This window comes from Ruegeria sp. AF3 (genome assembly GCF_056536285.1).
This window is the reverse complement of the sequence record NZ_JBQFJM010000001.1, coordinates 395,730-413,599: the sequence shown is the minus strand read 5'-3', so window position 1 is coordinate 413,599 and position 17,870 is coordinate 395,730. Positions and strand designations below refer to the sequence as shown.

At 57.0% G+C, this 17,870-nt stretch carries 16 protein-coding genes and 3 tRNA genes; 10 read left to right on the top strand and 9 right to left on the bottom strand.

Going from position 1 to position 17,870, the window contains the following annotated elements; genetic code table 11:
• Window positions 1-97: 97 nt before the first annotated feature.
• The gene (locus tag ACR3FC_RS02045) at window positions 98-1,051 is read right to left on the bottom strand and encodes a radical SAM protein (protein ID WP_480476751.1); all 954 of its coding nucleotides are present in this window, start codon (window positions 1,049-1,051) and stop codon (window positions 98-100) included.
• A gap of 163 nt (window positions 1,052-1,214) precedes the next feature.
• On the opposite strand from ACR3FC_RS02045, the gene zwf reads away from it, so the two are divergent.
• The 4 genes from zwf (at window position 1,215) to ACR3FC_RS02025 (ending at window position 6,757) form a co-directional block, all read left to right on the top strand.
• Window positions 1,215-2,669 carry a glucose-6-phosphate dehydrogenase gene (gene zwf / locus ACR3FC_RS02040; protein WP_480473004.1) on the top strand — a complete coding sequence of 485 codons (1,455 nt, stop codon included), beginning with the start codon at window positions 1,215-1,217 and terminating at the stop codon, window positions 2,667-2,669.
• On the top strand, window positions 2,666-3,337 hold the full coding sequence (gene pgl / locus ACR3FC_RS02035; protein ID WP_480473002.1) for a 6-phosphogluconolactonase: 672 nt from the start codon (window positions 2,666-2,668) through the stop codon (window positions 3,335-3,337). Before zwf ends, pgl begins: the two co-directional genes overlap by 4 nt.
• Window positions 3,338-3,341: 4 nt before the next feature.
• The gene (pgi, locus tag ACR3FC_RS02030; protein ID WP_480473000.1) at window positions 3,342-4,952 is read left to right on the top strand and encodes a glucose-6-phosphate isomerase; all 1,611 of its coding nucleotides are present in this window, start codon (window positions 3,342-3,344) and stop codon (window positions 4,950-4,952) included.
• Between the two features lie 185 nt (window positions 4,953-5,137).
• Window positions 5,138-6,757, top strand: a complete 1,620-nt coding sequence (locus ACR3FC_RS02025) for a long-chain-fatty-acid--CoA ligase (protein ID WP_480472998.1) — start codon at window positions 5,138-5,140, stop codon at window positions 6,755-6,757.
• A gap of 22 nt (window positions 6,758-6,779) precedes the next feature.
• Here the strand turns inward: ACR3FC_RS02025 and ACR3FC_RS02020 are convergent.
• The 3 genes from ACR3FC_RS02020 to ACR3FC_RS02010 all read right to left on the bottom strand — a co-directional run bounded on the left by ACR3FC_RS02020 (window position 6,780) and on the right by ACR3FC_RS02010 (window position 8,047).
• A tRNA-Asn gene (locus ACR3FC_RS02020) sits at window positions 6,780-6,854 on the bottom strand.
• A gap of 128 nt (window positions 6,855-6,982) precedes the next feature.
• Window positions 6,983-7,057, bottom strand: a tRNA-Asn gene (locus tag ACR3FC_RS02015).
• 75 nt (window positions 7,058-7,132) lie between these two features.
• Window positions 7,133-8,047 (bottom strand): MBL fold metallo-hydrolase, encoded by a 915-nt coding sequence (locus tag ACR3FC_RS02010; RefSeq protein WP_480472996.1) that lies wholly within the window; start codon window positions 8,045-8,047, stop codon window positions 7,133-7,135.
• A 44-nt stretch (window positions 8,048-8,091) separates the two neighbouring features.
• Here ACR3FC_RS02010 and ACR3FC_RS02005 point away from each other — a divergent pair, with 44 nt between their 5' ends.
• Window positions 8,092-9,411 carry an ATP-binding protein gene (locus ACR3FC_RS02005; protein ID WP_480472994.1) on the top strand — a complete coding sequence of 440 codons (1,320 nt, stop codon included), beginning with the start codon at window positions 8,092-8,094 and terminating at the stop codon, window positions 9,409-9,411.
• A gap of 262 nt (window positions 9,412-9,673) precedes the next feature.
• On the opposite strand, the gene ACR3FC_RS02000 is transcribed toward ACR3FC_RS02005, so the two are convergent.
• Window positions 9,674-9,750: transfer RNA gene (locus tag ACR3FC_RS02000), tRNA-Ile, on the bottom strand.
• A 107-nt stretch (window positions 9,751-9,857) separates the two neighbouring features.
• Between ACR3FC_RS02000 and purM the strand changes: the two genes are divergently transcribed.
• The 3 genes from purM to rnd all read left to right on the top strand — a co-directional run bounded on the left by purM (window position 9,858) and on the right by rnd (window position 12,769).
• Window positions 9,858-10,904, top strand: coding sequence for a phosphoribosylformylglycinamidine cyclo-ligase (gene purM / locus ACR3FC_RS01995; protein WP_480472992.1), 1,047 nt, complete (start codon window positions 9,858-9,860; stop codon window positions 10,902-10,904).
• Window positions 10,901-11,497 carry a phosphoribosylglycinamide formyltransferase gene (gene purN, locus ACR3FC_RS01990; RefSeq protein WP_480472990.1) on the top strand — a complete coding sequence of 199 codons (597 nt, stop codon included), beginning with the start codon at window positions 10,901-10,903 and terminating at the stop codon, window positions 11,495-11,497. Before purM ends, purN begins: the two co-directional genes overlap by 4 nt.
• Before the next feature lie 114 nt (window positions 11,498-11,611).
• Entirely contained in the window at window positions 11,612-12,769 is a 1,158-nt protein-coding gene (gene rnd / locus ACR3FC_RS01985) for a ribonuclease D (RefSeq protein WP_480472988.1), read from the top strand.
• Window positions 12,770-12,775: 6 nt separating this feature from the next.
• On the opposite strand, the gene ACR3FC_RS01980 is transcribed toward rnd, so the two are convergent.
• Entirely contained in the window at window positions 12,776-13,306 is a 531-nt protein-coding gene (locus ACR3FC_RS01980) for a hypothetical protein (protein WP_480472986.1), read from the bottom strand.
• Window positions 13,307-13,444: 138 nt separating this feature from the next.
• Between ACR3FC_RS01980 and ACR3FC_RS01975 the strand changes: the two genes are divergently transcribed.
• Window positions 13,445-13,855, top strand: coding sequence for a SufE family protein (locus tag ACR3FC_RS01975; protein ID WP_480472984.1), 411 nt, complete (start codon window positions 13,445-13,447; stop codon window positions 13,853-13,855).
• Between the two features lie 2 nt (window positions 13,856-13,857).
• Here the strand turns inward: ACR3FC_RS01975 and ACR3FC_RS01970 are convergent, their stop codons facing one another.
• The 3 genes from ACR3FC_RS01970 to ACR3FC_RS01960 form a co-directional block, all read right to left on the bottom strand.
• Complete coding sequence (locus ACR3FC_RS01970; RefSeq protein ID WP_480472982.1) at window positions 13,858-14,517, bottom strand: DUF1638 domain-containing protein; 660 nt, start codon at window positions 14,515-14,517, stop codon at window positions 13,858-13,860.
• Between the two features lie 77 nt (window positions 14,518-14,594).
• Entirely contained in the window at window positions 14,595-15,632 is a 1,038-nt protein-coding gene (locus ACR3FC_RS01965; protein WP_480472980.1) for a Hint domain-containing protein, read from the bottom strand.
• A gap of 146 nt (window positions 15,633-15,778) precedes the next feature.
• On the bottom strand, window positions 15,779-16,477 hold the full coding sequence (locus tag ACR3FC_RS01960; RefSeq protein WP_209503809.1) for a corrinoid protein: 699 nt from the start codon (window positions 16,475-16,477) through the stop codon (window positions 15,779-15,781).
• A 270-nt stretch (window positions 16,478-16,747) separates the two neighbouring features.
• On the opposite strand from ACR3FC_RS01960, the gene ACR3FC_RS01955 reads away from it, so the two are divergent.
• Window positions 16,748-17,815, top strand: a complete 1,068-nt coding sequence (locus ACR3FC_RS01955; protein ID WP_480472978.1) for a PA0069 family radical SAM protein — start codon at window positions 16,748-16,750, stop codon at window positions 17,813-17,815.
• Window positions 17,816-17,870 lie beyond the last annotated feature (55 nt).

The window sequence follows — 17,870 nt, the reverse complement described above, 5'->3', positions numbered from 1 at the left end:
CAGGTTCCGTTGGTGCATGCTCTTCAATCATTGAAGCGAAGCGGTCGGCGCGTGTCTGACTATGCGTCCGAAGCGAAATCAGGATTCCCTGAATCGTTCAGCCAGAGCAACTGGCACCGCCCAGCACGCAGAATTTGGCGCAATGGGGGTGGTTCAGGTGAACGTCAGCCTCGGATTCAGCCAGAGAATGCCCCATCTCGAATTCCAGCTCATAGGGCAGCAGGGTGCAGGCCAACACGGCAGGCCGGTCAGCGCCTTTCCGTTTCACCACCATGCGGGCGCTGGCGCACATCAATGCATCGGGTGACTTGTTCAGTATTCCCCAGCAAGCCGTTGTAATCTCGGGAACTTCGACAGTTTCGTCCATTTCCGGGAACAGGACGGTCCGAGCCGGGTTATGCGGGTCAATGTCAAAGCCGTGCTCTGTAAAGAATGCGGCATAACCCGCGCGACTTTCCGTGTCAGACTCATCCCAAACGGTGCGCCCGGCAACAGCCATGTTAAAGCCGTGATCACGCAGCCACTTCATACCCGTCAGGGTTTTTTCAAAGCTCCCCTTGCCGCGTTCAAGGTCGTGCAGTTCTGCGCGGTAATGATCGACGGAAACACGCAGGGTCAGCTTGTCATTGAAAGTCTTTTGCAATGCCAGTAGCCCGTCGCGCATCTTGCGACGCATCATCGGGGCCATCGCGTTGGTCAGGATCAGAACTTCGTATCCACGCTCCACCGCGGCGCGGGTCATATCGATCATCTCGGGGTTCATAAAGGGCTCGCCGCCCGTAAAACCGATTTCACGCACAGGCCAATTGCGGGCTTCGATCTGATCCAGGTAGTCACGAACCTCGTCTGCAGTGATATAAACCAGTGCGTCATTGGTCGGGCTGCTGGCGATATAGCAGCTTACGCATTCAATATTGCACAGCGTGCCGGTGTTGAACCACAAGGTCTGAGGGTTGGTCAGGGAAACCTTTGCGCGGGTCTGGCCATCGGCCGTTACCAGTTTACGCTGAAACTTGCCGATATTGGCAAGCTGAGGGGCGTTGTCTTTCATTCCCGCATCCGGTTCGTTGAAGTCATCAAACTGATCTAGCCCTTTGTCGCGGATTTGGTAAGTCTGGTGCAGGGGTTCTGACAGAGTTTTGATCAACAAGATTTATTGAGCTTTGGTTGCGCTAACATTGGACATGCCGGAAGGGTAAGGGTAAGGACAACTCATGGTTTCACGTGTCATCCCTGTTGATCCATTTGATCTGATCATTTTCGGCGGCACCGGTGATCTGGCGCAGCGTAAGATCCTGCCTGCGCTTTTCCGTCGGTATTGTGCGGGTCAGTGGCACGAGGATGCCCGGATTATCGCAGCGGCGCGCGCCGGTCACACGGCGGACGCCTTTCGTAAGATGGTTGCTGAGTCGCTGCAACGGCACGCTTCGGAACGCGCCCGGGATTCGCAAGCCCTGACCGGGTTCCTGCAACGGGTCGACTATGTATCGCTGGATGCCTTGACGACGGAAGGTTGGGATGTACTGGGTGAAAAGCTCTCGCCCGACCGGGTTCGCGCTTTCTATTTCTCGGTCGGTCCCAGCCTGTTCGGGCCATTGGCCCAGCGGGTTAGGGCGTATGATCTGGTGACAGAAGAAACCCGCATCGTGGTCGAAAAGCCGTTTGGACATGATTTGGCAAGCGCGCGGGACTTGAATGCCACGTTGGCCGCGCATTTTAATGAAAATCAGATCTACCGGATCGACCATTATCTAGGCAAAGAAACCGTCCAGAATCTGATGGCGGTCCGCTTTGGCAATATGCTGTTCGAACCGCTGTGGAACAGCCAGTATGTCGACCATATCCAGATAACGGTTGCGGAAACTGTCGGTATCGCAGGACGCGAAGATTATTATGAGCGCGCGGGTGCGATGCGGGATATGGTGCAGAATCACCTGATGCAGCTGCTCTGCCTGATTGCGATGGAACCTCCAGCCAAGTTCGATCCTGACGCAGTTCGGGATGAAAAGCTCAAGGTGATCCGGGCGCTTAATCCGGTTGAACCGCATCACATCGTGCGGGGGCAGTTTGCGGCCGGATCGGACGGGCCGGGATACCGGGACTGCGTTGGCAACCTGCGATCAACCACCGAAAGCTATGTGGCGTTAAAGGCCCATATCAGCAATTGGCGTTGGGCAGGTACACCGTTCTACCTGCGCACCGGCAAGCGTCTGGTGGCGCGCTCGTCGGTGATCAACGTGATGTTCAAGGACGCGCCGCACTCGATTTTCGGGGAAGAAGCGGGGCGTCACGCCAACACGTTGTCGATCCGGTTGCAGCCGAATGAGGGGATCACGCTGAAGGTGACGATCAAGGAACCGGGGCAGGGCGGGATGCGTCTGATCGATGTTCCCTTGGACATGAGCTTTGCCGAAGCCCTCGGCCCCGAAAATCAGGACCCGCCAGATGCGTATGAACGCCTGGTGATGGACGTGATCCGTGGAAACCAGACCCTGTTCATGCGCGGGGATGAGGTTGAGGCCGCCTGGGCCTGGACCGATCCGATCATCGCCGGATGGTTGGCGCGCGGGGACGTGCCGAAGCCTTATGACAGCGGCAGCACGGGGCCGGGCGACGCTGAACTGCTAATGAAACGTGATGGACGCCACTGGCAAGGGATAAAGCCATGAAAATTCAGGAATATGCTGATCGCGAAATGCTTGCCATCGACGTGGCCAACGTGTTGGCGGGCGATCTTGAGGCCGCATTGCTGCACCATGATACCGTTGCAATGGCCGTCCCGGGGGGAACAACTCCGGGCCCGGTATTTGACAGCCTGTGTGCCGCCGATCTTGAGTGGGATCGTGTGCGTGTGTTGCCAACGGATGAACGCTGTGTGCCAGCGGATCATGACCGCTCTAACGAGCGTTTGATCCGCGAAAGGTTGCTGACCAGCCGGGCCTCTGTGGCGCAATATATTCCGCTTTATGTCCCTGGTGCAGAACCTGAGGCAGCGTTGCCCGAAATCGAGTCGCTGATTGCGCCGGTATTGCCATTGTCGGTGCTGGTACTGGGAATGGGTGAAGACATGCACACGGCCTCATTGTTTCCGGGGATGGAAGGGCTGGAGGAAGCTTTGCGCAGTGATGCACCTACGTTGATCGTTGCCCGGACCGAAGTGCAGCCAGAGGCACGAATTTCCCTGACCGCTCCGGTCCTAGACGGGGCGCTGTCGAAACATCTGATCATCTATGGTCAAGCAAAGCGCACCGTTCTTGAAAAAGCTATGTCGCTACCGCCGGAAGAGGCACCGATCGCCGCAGTTCTTGGTGGCATGACCGTACACTGGGCGGAGTAAGGCAATGCATCTGGATGCTTTGAAAACACTGGCTCAGTCGAAAAGTGACCGTCGTATCCTTGACCTGTTTGCGGCAGATGCAAACCGGGCTGAAGCTTTTTCAGCCTCAACCGGGGATATGGTCTTCGACTACTCAAAAACGCAGATTGATGATGCGGTGCGATCCGCGCTCGTTCAATTGTGTGAAGTGGCTGATCTGGCGTCTCGGCGTGATGCGATGTTTGCGGGCGAGAAGATCAACGAGACCGAAGGGCGCGCGGTGTTGCACACGGCCCTGCGCAACCTTGATGGCGGGCCGGTTGAGGTGGACGGTCAGGACGTTATGCCCGAGGTTCTGGACACGCTGCAAAGGATGCGCGTGTTCGCTGAAGAGGTGCGTGGCGGCGCCATCGCTGGGGCGGGGGGCAACTTTACCGATGTGGTCAATATCGGCATCGGCGGGTCAGACCTTGGCCCGGTCATGGCCACGTTGGCGCTGTCACCTTATCACGATGGGCCACGGGTGCATTACGTCTCGAACGTGGATGGGGCGCATATTGCGGACACGTTGCGGCAGCTTGATCCAACGCGCACGCTGGTCATTGTCGCCTCAAAAACCTTTACCACAATCGAAACGATGACCAATGCGCGCACCGCCCGTGCGTGGATGTCCGAAGGCGGGGGCGATCCGACGCGTCAGTTCGCTGCCGTTTCCAGCGCTTTGGACAAGACGCAGGCCTTCGGTATTCCCGAGGCGCATGTTTTTGGTTTCGCCGATTGGGTCGGTGGGCGTTATTCGGTTTGGGGGCCGGTCGGCTTGCCGGTCATGATTGCGGTTGGTTCAAAAGCTTTTGACGCGTTTTTGCGTGGCGGTCAGGCGATGGATCTGCACTTCCGCTCGGCTGACTGGGATGGAAACATGCCCGTGATGCTGGCATTGGTTGGCATCTGGCATCGACAGGTTCTGGGAAATACCAGCCGTGCGGTGCTGCCTTATGACCAGCGGTTGTTGCGTCTGCCCGCTTATTTCCAGCAGTTGGAGATGGAATCGAATGGCAAATCCGTGGCGATGGACGGGTCGTCCTTAACCATGCCTTCAGGACTTGTCGTCTGGGGTGAGCCGGGCACCAATGGACAACACGCGTTTTACCAGCTGATCCATCAGGGCACGGATGTCATTCCCTGCGAATTCATGGTTGCGGCCGAGGGGCACGAACCCGAACTGACCCATCACCACCGTCTGCTTTTGGCCAATTGTCTGGCCCAGTCCGAGGCCCTGATGCGTGGCCGTTCGTTCGAAGAAGCGCGACAACGCATGGCGCAGCAGGGGTATCTGGGTGATGAACTGGACCGGCAGGCCCGGCACCGGGTCTTCCCCGGTAATCGTCCTTCGACAACGTTGATTTACCCCAAACTCACACCGTTTGTGTTGGGTCAGATTATTGCGCTTTACGAACACCGGGTGTTTGTCGAAGGCGTGTTGCTGGGCATCAACTCTTTCGACCAATGGGGGGTTGAGCTGGGCAAGGAACTGGCCAACTCGCTTGGTCCCATCGTGGACGGTGAAGAAAGCGCCGAGGGCAAGGATGGATCGACCGCGGCCTTGGTCGCCTACGCACTGAAACACCGGGATTAGGCGGCGGGAATGTAGTCCGCTATCGGTGTGGGTTGCATTCTCTTATTGTCAGACAATTAAATGATTGGCAGGGTTCCGTCTTAGGAAACGGCTGGACTGACGTGACAGGGAACACCTCTGCCTGTCAGTGCCAGACGGAACAGGCAGGGGCCAGGCAAGGTCCCGCCCATGACGGGAGGATGTCCATGCTGGGACAGATGATGACGCAGCCTTTGCTGATTTCGTCGTTGATTGATCACGCGCAGCGCTACCACGGCCAGACCGAGATCATCTCGGTCGAAACGGATGGAACAGTGACCGAAACCAGCTGGTCCGAGATAGCCGTGAACGCCCGGCGTTTGGCGTCGGCCCTGACGCGGCTGGGTCTGGAGCCGCAGGACAGGGTCGGGACGCTGGCCTGGAACAATCGTCGCCATCTGGAGATCTATTATGCCACCTCGGGTGCGGGGTATGTCTGTCACACAGTCAATCCGAGGCTTTTTCCCGAACAACTGACTTATATCATCAACCATGCTCAGGATCGGGTGTTGTTCTTTGATGCAACCTTCATCCCGCTGGTTGCCGCCTTGCACGGTGCGCTGAGGGATGTTCGCCATTTTGTTCTGATGGGCCCCCGCAATGATGACGCCGCCGCACAGATACCCGACGTGAAATTCTATGATGAGCTGATCGAAACCGGTGACGCGGCCTTTGATTGGCCTGAACTGGATGAAAATACCGCCTCGGGGCTCTGTTACACGTCGGGCACAACTGGCCATCCCAAGGGGGTTCTTTATTCCCACAGATCGACGGTCCTGCACAGTTTCGCGTCGAATACGCGCGACGTGATCGGCTTTTCGGCGATGGATGTCGTGATGCCCGTCGTTCCTATGTTCCACGTTAATGCATGGGGGTCGCCTTATGCCTGTGCTATGTCAGGATCGCGTCTGGTTTTGCCCGGCCCGGATCTGCATGGCGAGGCGCTGGTCAATCTGATCGACACCTATGGCGTGACGCTGGCCATGGGGGTGCCAACCATCTGGCAGGGACTGTTGGCACATGCCGCCAAATGCGGGACGAGCTTGAAAAGCCTCGAACGGACCGTGATCGGAGGAGCTGCTTGCCCGCCCTCGATGATGGAAACCTTCCGGAAAAAATATGACGTTGATACGGTCCATGCGTGGGGAATGAGCGAGATGAGCCCGCTTGGTACGGCCAACTGCCCATTGGCCAAACATCTGGTGCTGCCGCTTGAAGAACAACACCTTATCCGTCTGAGTCAGGGCCGACCTCCTTTCGGGGTTGAACTGAAAATCGTGGATGATGACGGAAAAGATCTGCCACATGACGGTGAAACGCAGGGCGATCTGATGGTGCGGGGGCATTGGGTGCTGGACAGCTATTTCCTGATGCAGGATCAGGATCTGTTGCAAGACGGTTGGTTCGCCACAGGCGACGTCGCAACGCTGGACGCCGATGGATACATGACCATTCGTGACCGATCCAAGGACATCATCAAGTCCGGAGGGGAGTGGATCAGCTCGGTCGAACTTGAAAACATCGCTGTTGCGCACCCGAAACTGGCAACCGCAGCCGTAGTCGGTGTTCCGCACCCGAAATGGGACGAACGGCCGTTGCTTGTCGCTGTAAGGGCCGAGGGTGAGAATCCAAGCGAAGGGGAGCTTCTGGACTTCTTCGAAGGGAAAATCGCCAAATGGCAGATTCCGGACAAGGTTGTCTTTGTTGACGCGCTGCCGCTGAACGCAACCGGAAAGGTGCTGAAACGCAACCTGCGTGCGGATTTCAAGGATGCCCTTGGGGGGTGAGACGCGATCTGGCGGGGTGAATTGGCTCCGGCGGTAGGGATCGAACCTACGACCAATTGATTAACAGTCAACTGCTCTACCGCTGAGCTACGCCGGAACGGTCCGCGCCGTATAGCAACCGGAGTATCCGGCGTCCAGAGGGCGGTCATCATTTTTTTCAACGAAAAAGCCTCAGAATACCGATGTGGTTTCTAACCCTGAAAAAGATTGAATATTGGGAAATTTTGGCTCCGGCGGTAGGGATCGAACCTACGACCAATTGATTAACAGTCAACTGCTCTACCGCTGAGCTACGCCGGAACTGAGGGGCGTATAGCAATCCGGATTCCCGGCGTCCAGAGGTTAAGCACGCGAACTTAAATTTTTTTTCGGGCGTCAAGGATCTCTGCGAAAAGTTGCGGTGGCAGATAGTTCGCCGTGTGGTGACACTTGTTTTTTTCCAGTCAGATCAACGAGGTGGGCAAAAACGTTCCGCTCTGCGGCTGGCAGCAGGGTTGCGGGTGTGTCGGTGTAGATACGCTTGGCCAATTGCCGCGCCGTTCCGTCTGCATCCTCCAAGGCAGACAGAATCTGAACTTCGCGGTTTTGCCTGTGTCGGATCAGCCAGTCCAATCGCGCGGCAGGGTCTGAAATTGGCGCACCGTGGCCCGCATGAAAAACCGACCAGTCGCGCGCGCGCAGGCGGTGGCAGGCTGTCATGAAATCAGTCAGGTCTCCGTCCGGTGGCGATACCAGCGAACTGGCCCATCCCATCACGTGGTCGGCGGTGAAACAGGTATCCTGCCATGCCAGGGCAATGTGGTTTCCCAGATGCCCCGGAGTGTGAATAACCTCTAGCTGCCAGTCATCGCCCAAGATGACCTCACCATCCGCAACCTCGACATCCGGGCGAAACGCGGTGTCGATACCTTCGCCACCTCCAGCCAACCCACGTGCTGCAAGGGTCGTCATAACTGCGCTGCGACCGGCTTCGGGGCCACCAAACGCGTAGATCGCAGCCCCCGTTCGGGCGGCTAGGGGTGCCGCCAAGGGTGAGTGATCCAGATGGGCGTGCGTGACGACTATGTGGCTGATTCTCTGACCAGGTTGCAGTTCATTCAGGATCGCGTTCAAATGCTCTTCGCTTGCGGGGCCGGGATCAATGACGGCAATGTCGCGATCGCCTAGCAGATAGGTGTTGGTGCCGCGATAGGTCATCGGTGACGGGTTGGGGGCCAGAATGCGCCGCAGACCCGGTTGCAATTCTGTCGCAACACCAGCGGGTGGATTGAAATCGTCAGGTGCCTGCATTCTGTGCTCTTTCTCTTGTCCGGGCAGCCCGCTAGGTTTAGCGCATGTCGACGCACTGGCTCAAACCTTATATGCCACGCAGCCTATACGCCCGGGCAGCGCTGATTCTGGTTCTTCCTGTGATCGCGTTGCTGCTGGTTGTAGGAGTTTCCTTTCTTCAAAAGCATCTGGAAGATGTCACTGACCAGATGACGCGCGCAGCCTCAAGGGAAGTGATGCTGATCACCACCATGATGGACGGGGCCGAGACGCAGCACCAGGCATTGGCCGAAGTGCGCCCGGATCTTCTGGCGCTGGAAATGCAGGCCCGATTTCTGCCTCCCAACGAAACTCCCAAAACTGACCGTCCACGGTGGTACGACTTCATAGCACCTCAGGTCGAGGCAGAACTTCGTGCAAGGCTGCCAGAGCTGAGTGCTGTTGCGTTGCCAAGCAGCCGCGAGGCGCGTTTGTATCTGGATACGCATCTGGGGGTGCTGGAACTGACCTTTGACCGGCGCAGATTGTCGCCAGCGGCGCCGCATCAGTTGATCGTGACGATGCTGTTTTTCGCGATCATCATGACCTCGATTTCATTTCTGTACATGCGAAACCAGTTGCGCCCCATCACACGGCTGGCCGATGCGGCGCAGGCGTTTGGACGAGGGCGGAGCGTACCGTACTCCCCGGGCGGTGCCATCGAGGTACGCGCGGCGGGGAATGCGTTTCTGGATATGCGATCACGGATCGAACGTCAGATCGAACAACGGACGCTGATGTTGTCCGGCGTCAGCCATGATCTGCGCACACCTCTGACCCGCCTGAAGCTTGGACTGGCCATGCTGCCCGAGGACGAGGCACGACCTTTGTTACAGGACGTGGCGGAAATGCAGTCCTTGGTTGATGCATTCCTCGAATTCTCGCGCGGGGCGTCCGAAGGATCGCCTGAGGAAATCAATCCGGCTGAGTTTGTTCGACAGATTGTAGATGACGCGACACGAGCCGGGCATCCGGCCGAACTGGTCGCTGTCGAGGGGCAGGGAACGGCAATGCTGCGCCCAATGGCCGTTCGGCGGGCCGTTGAAAACCTGATCGGAAATGCCGTGCGCTACGGCAGCCGGGCTGAGGTCAGCCTGTCGCTGAATTCCAAGTCGCTGCGCATCCGTGTCGAAGATGATGGCCCCGGAATTCCCGCAGAGCAGCGCACAGAGGCCGTCAAACCCTTTACGCGGCTCGACCCTGCGCGCAACCAGAATCAGGGCAGTGGCGTGGGTTTGGGTTTGGCAATCGTGGCGGATGTTGCAAGGGCCCATGGTGGCACCCTGAGACTGGCCAAAAGTGAACGCTTGGGCGGTTTGTGCGCGGATATCATTATTGGCCGGTAAACTGACACCTTTACCGGTTCAAACCTGCGCCAATTTGATTATTTGTGCGTCTGGATTCCCGCGACAAGACTTTGGAGCATTTCAGCAAGACCTGTCACCCAAGGACGCTTTGATCGATACTGGAAATCTGCGAACTGGACCAATGCCTTTGAATTCGAACCGCGTTTGGACAGGTTGCACGGGACAGGATGAATGCTTGTTGTCAAAAACGCAAACAAAACCAGTGAGATGTGCGGGGTGTTCAAGGCAAGTGGCGGTGATTTGGTAGGCCCGGAGGGACTCGAACCCCCAACCAAAGCGTTATGAGCGCTCTGCTCTAACCAATTGAGCTACAGGCCCGCCTAGGCGCATTGCGTATCACGGTGAACAGCCGCGTCAAGCCTGACCGTTGCAACAAACGCCACAATCGAATAACCCGCCCGCAAAGCATTCAAAAGGAACTGGCCATGACAGCGGGCAAGAACGGAATCACCTATGCCGATGCAGGCGTGGATATTGACGCGGGCAATGCTCTGGTTGACCGGATCAAACCCGCAGCAAAGCGAACCAACCGCCCCGGCGTGATGAGCGGTCTGGGCGGTTTCGGCGCACTGTTCGACCTGAAAGCTGCCGGGTACCAGGATCCCATTCTGGTTGGTGCCACGGACGGGGTTGGTACAAAACTGCGAATTGCGATCGACACCGGCGTCGTGGACGGGGTTGGCATCGATCTGGTGGCCATGTGTGTCAATGACCTGATCTGTCAGGGGGCCGAGCCCTTGTTCTTTCTCGACTATTTCGCGACAGGCAAGTTGGACACAGACACGGCCGCGCGGATCATTGAAGGAATTGCCGAAGGGTGTGCGCAATCCGGCTGTGCTCTGATTGGTGGCGAAACTGCCGAGATGCCCGGCATGTACCCTGATGGCGATTTTGATCTGGCCGGGTTCTCGGTCGGGGCAATGGAACGCGGCGCTGACCTGCCTTCTGGGGTCCAGGCGGGGGATGTGCTGCTTGGTCTGGCGTCGAACGGAGTGCATTCCAACGGGTATTCACTGGTACGTAAACTCGTCGAACTGTCTGGTCTGGGCTGGGATGCACCGTGCCCCTTTGGTGAAGGTTCATTGGGCGAGGTGCTGCTTACGCCGACGCGCCTTTATGTCAAACCGGCCCTGTCCGCGATCCGCGAAGGTGGCGTTCACGCGCTGGCCCATATCACCGGTGGCGGTCTGACCGAGAACCTGCCGCGCGTATTGCCGGATGGGTTGGGGGCCCAGATTGATCTGGGCAGTTGGCAATTGCCGTCTGTTTTCAACTGGATGGCGCAGACTGGTGGTATCGCGGAAGCTGAGATGCTCAAGACCTTCAACTGTGGCATAGGTCTGATCATGGTGTGCGACCCGGATAAGGCCGATCAGCTTTCGACCTTGCTGGCCGAGGCTGGCGAGACGGTGGCGCAGATTGGTACTGTCACCGAAACGCCCGGAGTTGCCTATTCGGGCAAACTGCTGTGAGCCACAAGCGCGTCGCGATCCTGATTTCGGGCGGCGGGTCCAACATGGTGTCGCTTGTCGACAGCATGACCGGTGATCATCCGGCGCGGCCCTGTTTGGTCCTGTCCAACGATGCGCAGGCGGGCGGGCTGAAAAAAGCTGCGGACCGTGGCATTCCGACCGCAGTGGTCGATCACCGGCCATTCAAGGGCAATCGCGCAGCCTTTGAGGCTGAGTTGCTTAAACCCTTGGAAAACGCGCGGCCGGATATTGTCTGCCTGGCCGGGTTCATGCGGGTCCTGACCGCGGATTTCGTAACCCGCTTTCAGGGGCGAATGTTAAACATTCACCCTTCATTGCTGCCCAAATACAAGGGGTTACACACCCACGCCCGCGCAATTGAAACGGGCGATACGGAACATGGCTGCTCGGTCCATGAGGTGACAGCGGCGCTGGATGATGGCCCGATTCTGGGTCAGGCGCGTGTGGGTATCGAACCAGCGGATACCCCGGAAACTCTGGCTTCAAAAGTTCTGATCCGGGAACATGAACTTTATCCAGCGGTGCTGCGCCGCTTTGCCGAAGGCAACAGGTCACCCGTTCTCATGCCGTGAGGTTCCGAGGGTGATTTACACTCGCCTGAAAATCGTCCTATGGTCGTCGGTATCGCTTGGGGGCGAGGGAATTTACGGGCACTCACAAGAGCAAGAGCAAAACTAGTACGGCGCATGAAAACTCTGACGACGACGCAAGAACTGGCCGATTTCTGCAAGGCGGCCGCAAGCTATCCATATATCACAGTCGATACCGAGTTTCTGCGCGAGCGGACCTATTATTCGAAACTGTGCCTCGTGCAACTGGCGCTTCCCTCTGATGATGAAGACAGCGCGGTTCTGGTTGATCCGCTGGTTGATGGCCTGTCTCTCGAACCGCTGTATGAGCTTTTCCGAAACGAGAACGTGGTCAAGGTGTTCCACGCCGCGCGTCAGGATCTTGAGATATTCTGGGTCGAGGCCGGTGTGTTCCCCAACCCGTTGTTTGACACACAGGTCGCCGCGATGGTCTGCGGGTTTGGTGAGCAGGTCGGCTATGAGACGCTGGTGCGGAAGATCTGCAAACAGGGCGTCGACAAGACTTCGCGGTTCACCGATTGGTCCCGCCGCCCTTTGACAGAGGCGCAGAAAACATATGCACTGGCGGATGTGACGCATCTTCGCAGGATCTACGAATATCTTTCCGCGGAACTCAAGAAGACGATGCGCAGCCACTGGGTGGCTGAAGAGCTGCGTACGCTGACGCAGCCTGCCACGTATGACATTCGTCCCGAGGAGGCCTGGAAGCGGGTCAAAACGCGAACGAATTCGGCCAAGTTCCTGGCTGTTGTACGCGAGCTGGCGCAGTTCCGCGAAAGGTATGCGCAGGAACATAACGTGCCGCGCAACCGGGTGTTCAAGGATGATGCTTTGATCGAACTGGCGTCGACCAAGCCCAAGACAATCGCCGATCTCGGTGGATCACGCCTTTTGCTGCGCGAGGCGCGCAAAGGCCCGATTGCCGAAGGTATTCTTGCTGCGGTGACGAAGGGCACAAAATGTCCGCAGGAAAATCTGCCGAAGATCGACAATTCCCGGGATAACCTGAAGGTCAACCCGGCTTTGGCCGACTTGCTTCGGGTTCTGCTGAAATCCAAAACTGAAAGCTCAGGCGTTGCGGCCAAGCTGATCGCAACAAGTTCCGAATTGGACCAGATTGCCGCTGGCGAACGAGAACTGCCCGCGATGTCGGGATGGCGTTACGAGGTCTTTGGGGAAGACGCACTAAAGCTGTGCGAGGGGAAAATCGCGCTGGCGGCCAAAGGGCAGGCGGTCAAGGTCGTCTCGCTTTAGCGGCGATTACCGCCGCCGCGATTCCAAAGTATTCTGTTGCCCGACAACACGGATCAGACGAATGCCTTCAAGATCCTGGGTCGAGACATTAATGGCATCCGACACCATTCTTGTTCGTTCAGATCCTTGCGGGGTCTCTGTGCTGGGGTAATTCACGCGGAATACAAACTCCAGAATTCCCTTTTCTTTGTTTTCTTCTGAATTAACCGTAACCAAGCGTGCGTTATAGGCACCCTGCCGAAGCGCGGTGCCAGAGGAATAGATGATCGCGCCCGACGGAATTGGCTCGATCCGCAGCTCATCGATTTTGGCGATTGGAATGCTGGTATCTTCGGCGTCTGGGCGCGAAAACAGGCCTCTTCCCTCTCTTGTCTTGGGAACCAAAGCATCGGCGGCATTTGGGTCCGACGGCGTTTCAGACTTCACAGACCGGCTGGAGCCAAACCAGTTTGACGGATTCACCCGCGAGTCGCGCCAGCTGCCGCAGGCAGTCAGGGTCAGCATGGCGATGATAAGAACGGACAGAGACTTTTGCATGGACCCACTGCTTTTCACACGAATTCAGACAATGGGTTAGCGTAATTTCTTCGCGTTGAAAAGCCACAGCTGGGGCTGGACAGCAGGTGGTCGTCGGCATAGGTCACATTGTGATTTCAACGAAAGGATCACTGCGCCATGGCCACGCCTGCTTTTGAAGACATTGTCGAGGATTTCGAGTTTCTCGAAGACTGGGAAGACCGGTATCGCCATGTCATCGAACAGGGCAAGGCGATGGAGCCTTTGGATGACGCGTTGAAAGTTCCGGCGACAAAGGTTCACGGCTGTGCCAGTCAGGTCTGGCTGCATCCGATGATCGAAGCAGGTGTGTTCAAATTTGATGGCGACAGTGATGCGCTGATCGTTCGCGGGCTGATCGCCGTGCTTCGGTCCCTATACAACGGACTGCCGGTGACCGAGGTGCCGCAGGTCGATGCGGCGGCAGAACTGGCCCGACTGGGCTTGAACGATCATCTGTCAGCGCAGCGGTCCAATGGATTGCGGGCCATGATCGAACGCATCCGCCAGGTCGCGCAGGAAAACGCCTGAGGTCACTCGGGGCGGTTTGCCCAGTCTGACAAAGTGGTTTCCAGATCGCCGTAGCCGGTGAAACGACGTTCGAACGCCAATCCCATGCGGTCCGCGCATTTCCGTGCGCGTTCGGTCAGTTTCGGATCGTCGATCTGGGCCTGATAAATCAGTTTGGTGTAATTGCCGAAATACATGTCCCGCAGTTCCGGGTGGCGATCCAGGCCCAGTGGTTTCCAGACAAATGCGTCGAACTGGCGGGCCAGAAAGTCAGTCAGGTAGAAGGCAGTTGTTTCGTCCTCGCCGCGTTCTTGAAAGGCCTGATTGCCTTCGAAGAACGAATAGCAATGAGGGCCTTTTACCATCTCGACGCCCAGTTTTTCGCAGGCGGATTGCAGCAGACCTCCGGTTCCGCAATCAGCGTAAACCACATAGATTTTTTCGAACCTGTCGCGGTGTTTGGCCACGGTGTCTTCAACTGCCTGCGTGATCCGTTCCGGATGAACATGCAGGATTGCAGGCAGGCAGGTCAGAGCCATGTGATCCCAGCCGTTGCGCGTTTTGATATCCAGAATTTCGCGCGCAAGTGCCCCGCAGGCAATTAGCAGGATGCTTGCGTTTTCCACGCCGTCATAGCCTTTGGTTGTCAGGCTTGCATCATCCGGTAGCGTATCGCTTGGCATAGGTCGGCTTCCTTATGGGCTCATGGCACAAGAGAATGAAAACAGCTTGCAGGCAAGCCTTCTTCCGACATCTCGTGTCAGGCTGCCGACGTTCGTGTTTCGAACGCCGATAACAGAGGCCGCGCGGGCGGGCCGTAGGCGGCGATACCTTGCTTCGATAACTCGGGAAACAACGATAGGATCTCCTGTCGGGCTGACCGATCAAGTGCGTTCCAGCTTTGGGCGCCGGGATGAAAGCTCTCGCTCAGGCAGCCTTCTGACCAGAGCAACTCATGCTGATCAAACAGCAGATGAATATAGGTTACGACCCCGCCGGGTTTGAGGATGATGTCATGTCCATTGACTAAGTGTTTGGCGGGGGCTAGCGCTTCGAAATAGCCGGTATGCAGTTCCAAGCGCCAGTTCCGGAGCAGCATCCTGTGTTGCTGCGACACCAGAAGGTCGCGTGCGTTTCCAAATGCGCCTGCCTTGAACAGAACCGGCGCGAACGTGCCTGCGGCCTGAACCCGCCGTTGCCCGGCCCAACGCACCGTTTGAAACCCGTGGTCAAGGGTTTCAACCCGGTCGCCGGGACGCAGCGTTTCTACCGGGCGTTCTCCCTTCCTTGTTCTGATCAACGTTCCGGGCGTAAAGCACGGGACCAGATCCCAGTCCTCGCGGCTTGACACCAGTCCCGAATACCGATTACCGGCAAGACTGTTGAAGGTGATCGAGTGTATAGGCCCTGCTTCCAGAGCGGCCTGATCTGCGTTGTCCGAGAACTCTGGCACCAGATATGTGTTGCCATCCACATCCTGCGCGACAACGGCAGTAATGTTTGCACTTGTGCCGTCGAAATAAGTGACAGTGGCGTGGTAAACTGATGTGCCATCAAAGGTTTGCGGCGCGCTGCCGTCGATCGAAAACCGATCATTGGCAGACATGTTGTTCATGTCATAGGCAGAGCCGGGGTTTCCTACGGCGCTCCATGTCACGCTGTTGTGCGATAACGGCGCGTCCGTGTGACCGAAGGTTTGCCCAACAAGCGCGGAGGCGTTTTCAGCGACGTAATTGTCCTCAACATGATCGATATCGGCGAGTTTGCCCAACGAAATGGCTGTGAATGACTGCGGCACGGAACCCCCGAAACTTGGACGTTTCGGTTTTTAACCGCACTTTCGTTTACAATCGGATAATCAAGACGCCTAAGGACGGAGGCGGTGTAATAAAACGAAAAAGACCGCCCAAAATGGACGGCCTTTCAAGAAAAACCTGAGTGGTCTTAGCCAGCCAGTTGGTTGTGTTTGCGGCCCACGAAATCCTTGGCGGTTTCCACTGCAACAGCAGCGTCACGGCAGTAGGCGTCTGCACCGATGGCTTTTCCGAACTCTTCGTTCAGCGGCGCGCCACCGACCAGAACAATGTAGTCATCGCGCACGCCCTGTTCGACCAGGGTGTCGATAACGACTTTCATGTAAGGCATCGTGGTGGTCAGCAGGGCGGACATGCCCAGAATGTCGGGCTGTTCCGTTTCCAGTGCTTCCAGATAATTCTCGACCGGGTTGTTGATTCCCAGATCGACAACTTCGAAGCCTGCGCCTTCCATCATCATCGACACAAGGTTCTTGCCGATATCGTGGATGTCGCCCTTCACGGTGCCGATAACCATTTTGCCAACACGCGGAGCACCGGTTTCAGCCAGCAGCGGCTTGAGGATCGACATGCCGCCTTTCATCGCGTTGGCCGCCAGCAGAACCTCAGGTACAAACAGAATGCCGTCGCGGAAGTCATGGCCCACAATGGTCATGCCGCCAACCAGAGCTTTGGTCAGGATGTCATACGGCGTCCATCCGCGTTCCAGCAGTATATTGGTGCCTTCTTCGATCTCTTCTTTCAATCCGTCATAGAGATCGTCGAACATCTGATCGACCAGTTCGTCATCATTCAGTTCGGACAGGACGATATCTTCTTCGTCGGACATGGGGTATTCCCTGTGCTGGGCGGGCCATCGACCCGTGGTGGCATTTTTTCCGTTTTGGCCAAAACGTCGCATTCTGACTGTGACGATTGCGACGTTGGTCGTTTCGGGACCGACCTATATGCCAAAAATGGCACCGGCTCGATTGAAAAGTCTGCAATATTATCCTGTTTATTTTTCATCTGTGCGTTCCTGTTTCTTCGAAGGGTTGGCTTGCACAGGTTTTGTTTCAGGCTTATCGTACAAGAAGAACAAATAGGGAACAAATATATCGTGAGCATCGGGTATGTCGTCAAGGCAAGGGGGGTGGCGTCCAATACTGCTGGGCGGTTTGAACGGTTTGCAACGCAGGCTGTTGATGACGGGTGGGACATCGATGAAGACTTGCCGCCCCTGCGAACCGAGACGCGGGATGAGGTGGCGCGCAGTGCCATCACCTATAACCGTTCACCCGATTTGCCTTTTGACCGTTCGATCAATCCGTATAGGGGGTGCGAGCATGGTTGTGTCTATTGTTTTGCCAGACCCAGCCACGCCTTTCTGGGCTTGTCTGCAGGATTGGATTTCGAAACTCGCCTTGTTGCGCGCCCCAACATGAGCATTGTTCTGCGCAAGGAACTGTCGGCAAAGTCCTACAAGGTCGCCACGATCGCAATCGGGACAAACACTGACCCATACCAGCCCATTGAAAAAAACAGACTGATTACAAGGTCTTGCCTTGAGGTCTTGCAAGAGTTCAACCACCCGGTCGCAATCGTGACCAAAGGAACATTGATCGAGCGTGATCTGGATATTTTGGCTGACATGGCCAGCCGGGGATTGGTGCGGGTCGGTATTTCGCTTACCACGCTGGATGCGGGTCTGTCCCGGCGGATGGAGCCCCGCGCACCGTCTCCGGCCCGTCGGTTGCAGACGATCAGAGCGTTGACCGATGCGGGCGTTTCGGTTCGCGTAATGACCTCGCCTATTGTGCCTGGGCTGACAGATCATGAGTTGGAAAACCTGTTGGGCGCCGGAAAAGAGGCGGGCGCAGATGCGGCAAGCTGGATCATGTTGCGATTGCCCCGCGAAGTCTCGCAGCTTTGGCAGGACTGGCTGGCAGAGCACGAACCCGCCCGTGCAGAAAAGGTCATGTCCAAGCTGCGCGAAATGCATGGTGGGCGGGATTATGACCCGCGCTGGGGGCACAGGATGCGGGGTGAAGGGGAATATGCCGAGCTCATCGCCCTGAGGTTCGCTAAAACCTGCAAAAGACTGGGGCTTTCTATAAAATCCGCTCCGTTACGATGCGACCGGTTTGCAGTTCCGCCGCAACCCGGGGATCAAATGAGCTTGTTCTGAAACCAAATACCCAACCGTCCGCTGCTTCAGTATCGAAAGCAAAAGACCCCGGTTT

Coding starts and splice junctions, on each gene's coding strand:
- pgl (WP_480473002.1), top strand. CDS start 2,666: ATGAAAATTCAGGAATATGCTGATCGCGAAATGCTTGCCATCGACGTG.
- purM (WP_480472992.1), top strand. CDS start 9,858: ATGACAGCGGGCAAGAACGGAATCACCTATGCCGATGCAGGCGTGGAT.
- ACR3FC_RS01970 (WP_480472982.1), bottom strand. CDS start 14,517: ATGCCAAGCGATACGCTACCGGATGATGCAAGCCTGACAACCAAAGGC.
- ACR3FC_RS01980 (WP_480472986.1), bottom strand. CDS start 13,306: ATGCAAAAGTCTCTGTCCGTTCTTATCATCGCCATGCTGACCCTGACT.
- ACR3FC_RS01960 (WP_209503809.1), bottom strand. CDS start 16,477: ATGTCCGACGAAGAAGATATCGTCCTGTCCGAACTGAATGATGACGAA.
- ACR3FC_RS02025 (WP_480472998.1), top strand. CDS start 5,138: ATGCTGGGACAGATGATGACGCAGCCTTTGCTGATTTCGTCGTTGATT.
- ACR3FC_RS01975 (WP_480472984.1), top strand. CDS start 13,445: ATGGCCACGCCTGCTTTTGAAGACATTGTCGAGGATTTCGAGTTTCTC.
- ACR3FC_RS02005 (WP_480472994.1), top strand. CDS start 8,092: ATGTCGACGCACTGGCTCAAACCTTATATGCCACGCAGCCTATACGCC.
- rnd (WP_480472988.1), top strand. CDS start 11,612: ATGAAAACTCTGACGACGACGCAAGAACTGGCCGATTTCTGCAAGGCG.
- zwf (WP_480473004.1), top strand. CDS start 1,215: ATGGTTTCACGTGTCATCCCTGTTGATCCATTTGATCTGATCATTTTC.
- ACR3FC_RS02010 (WP_480472996.1), bottom strand. CDS start 8,047: ATGCAGGCACCTGACGATTTCAATCCACCCGCTGGTGTTGCGACAGAA.
- pgi (WP_480473000.1), top strand. CDS start 3,342: ATGCATCTGGATGCTTTGAAAACACTGGCTCAGTCGAAAAGTGACCGT.
- ACR3FC_RS02045 (WP_480476751.1), bottom strand. CDS start 1,051: ATGAAAGACAACGCCCCTCAGCTTGCCAATATCGGCAAGTTTCAGCGT.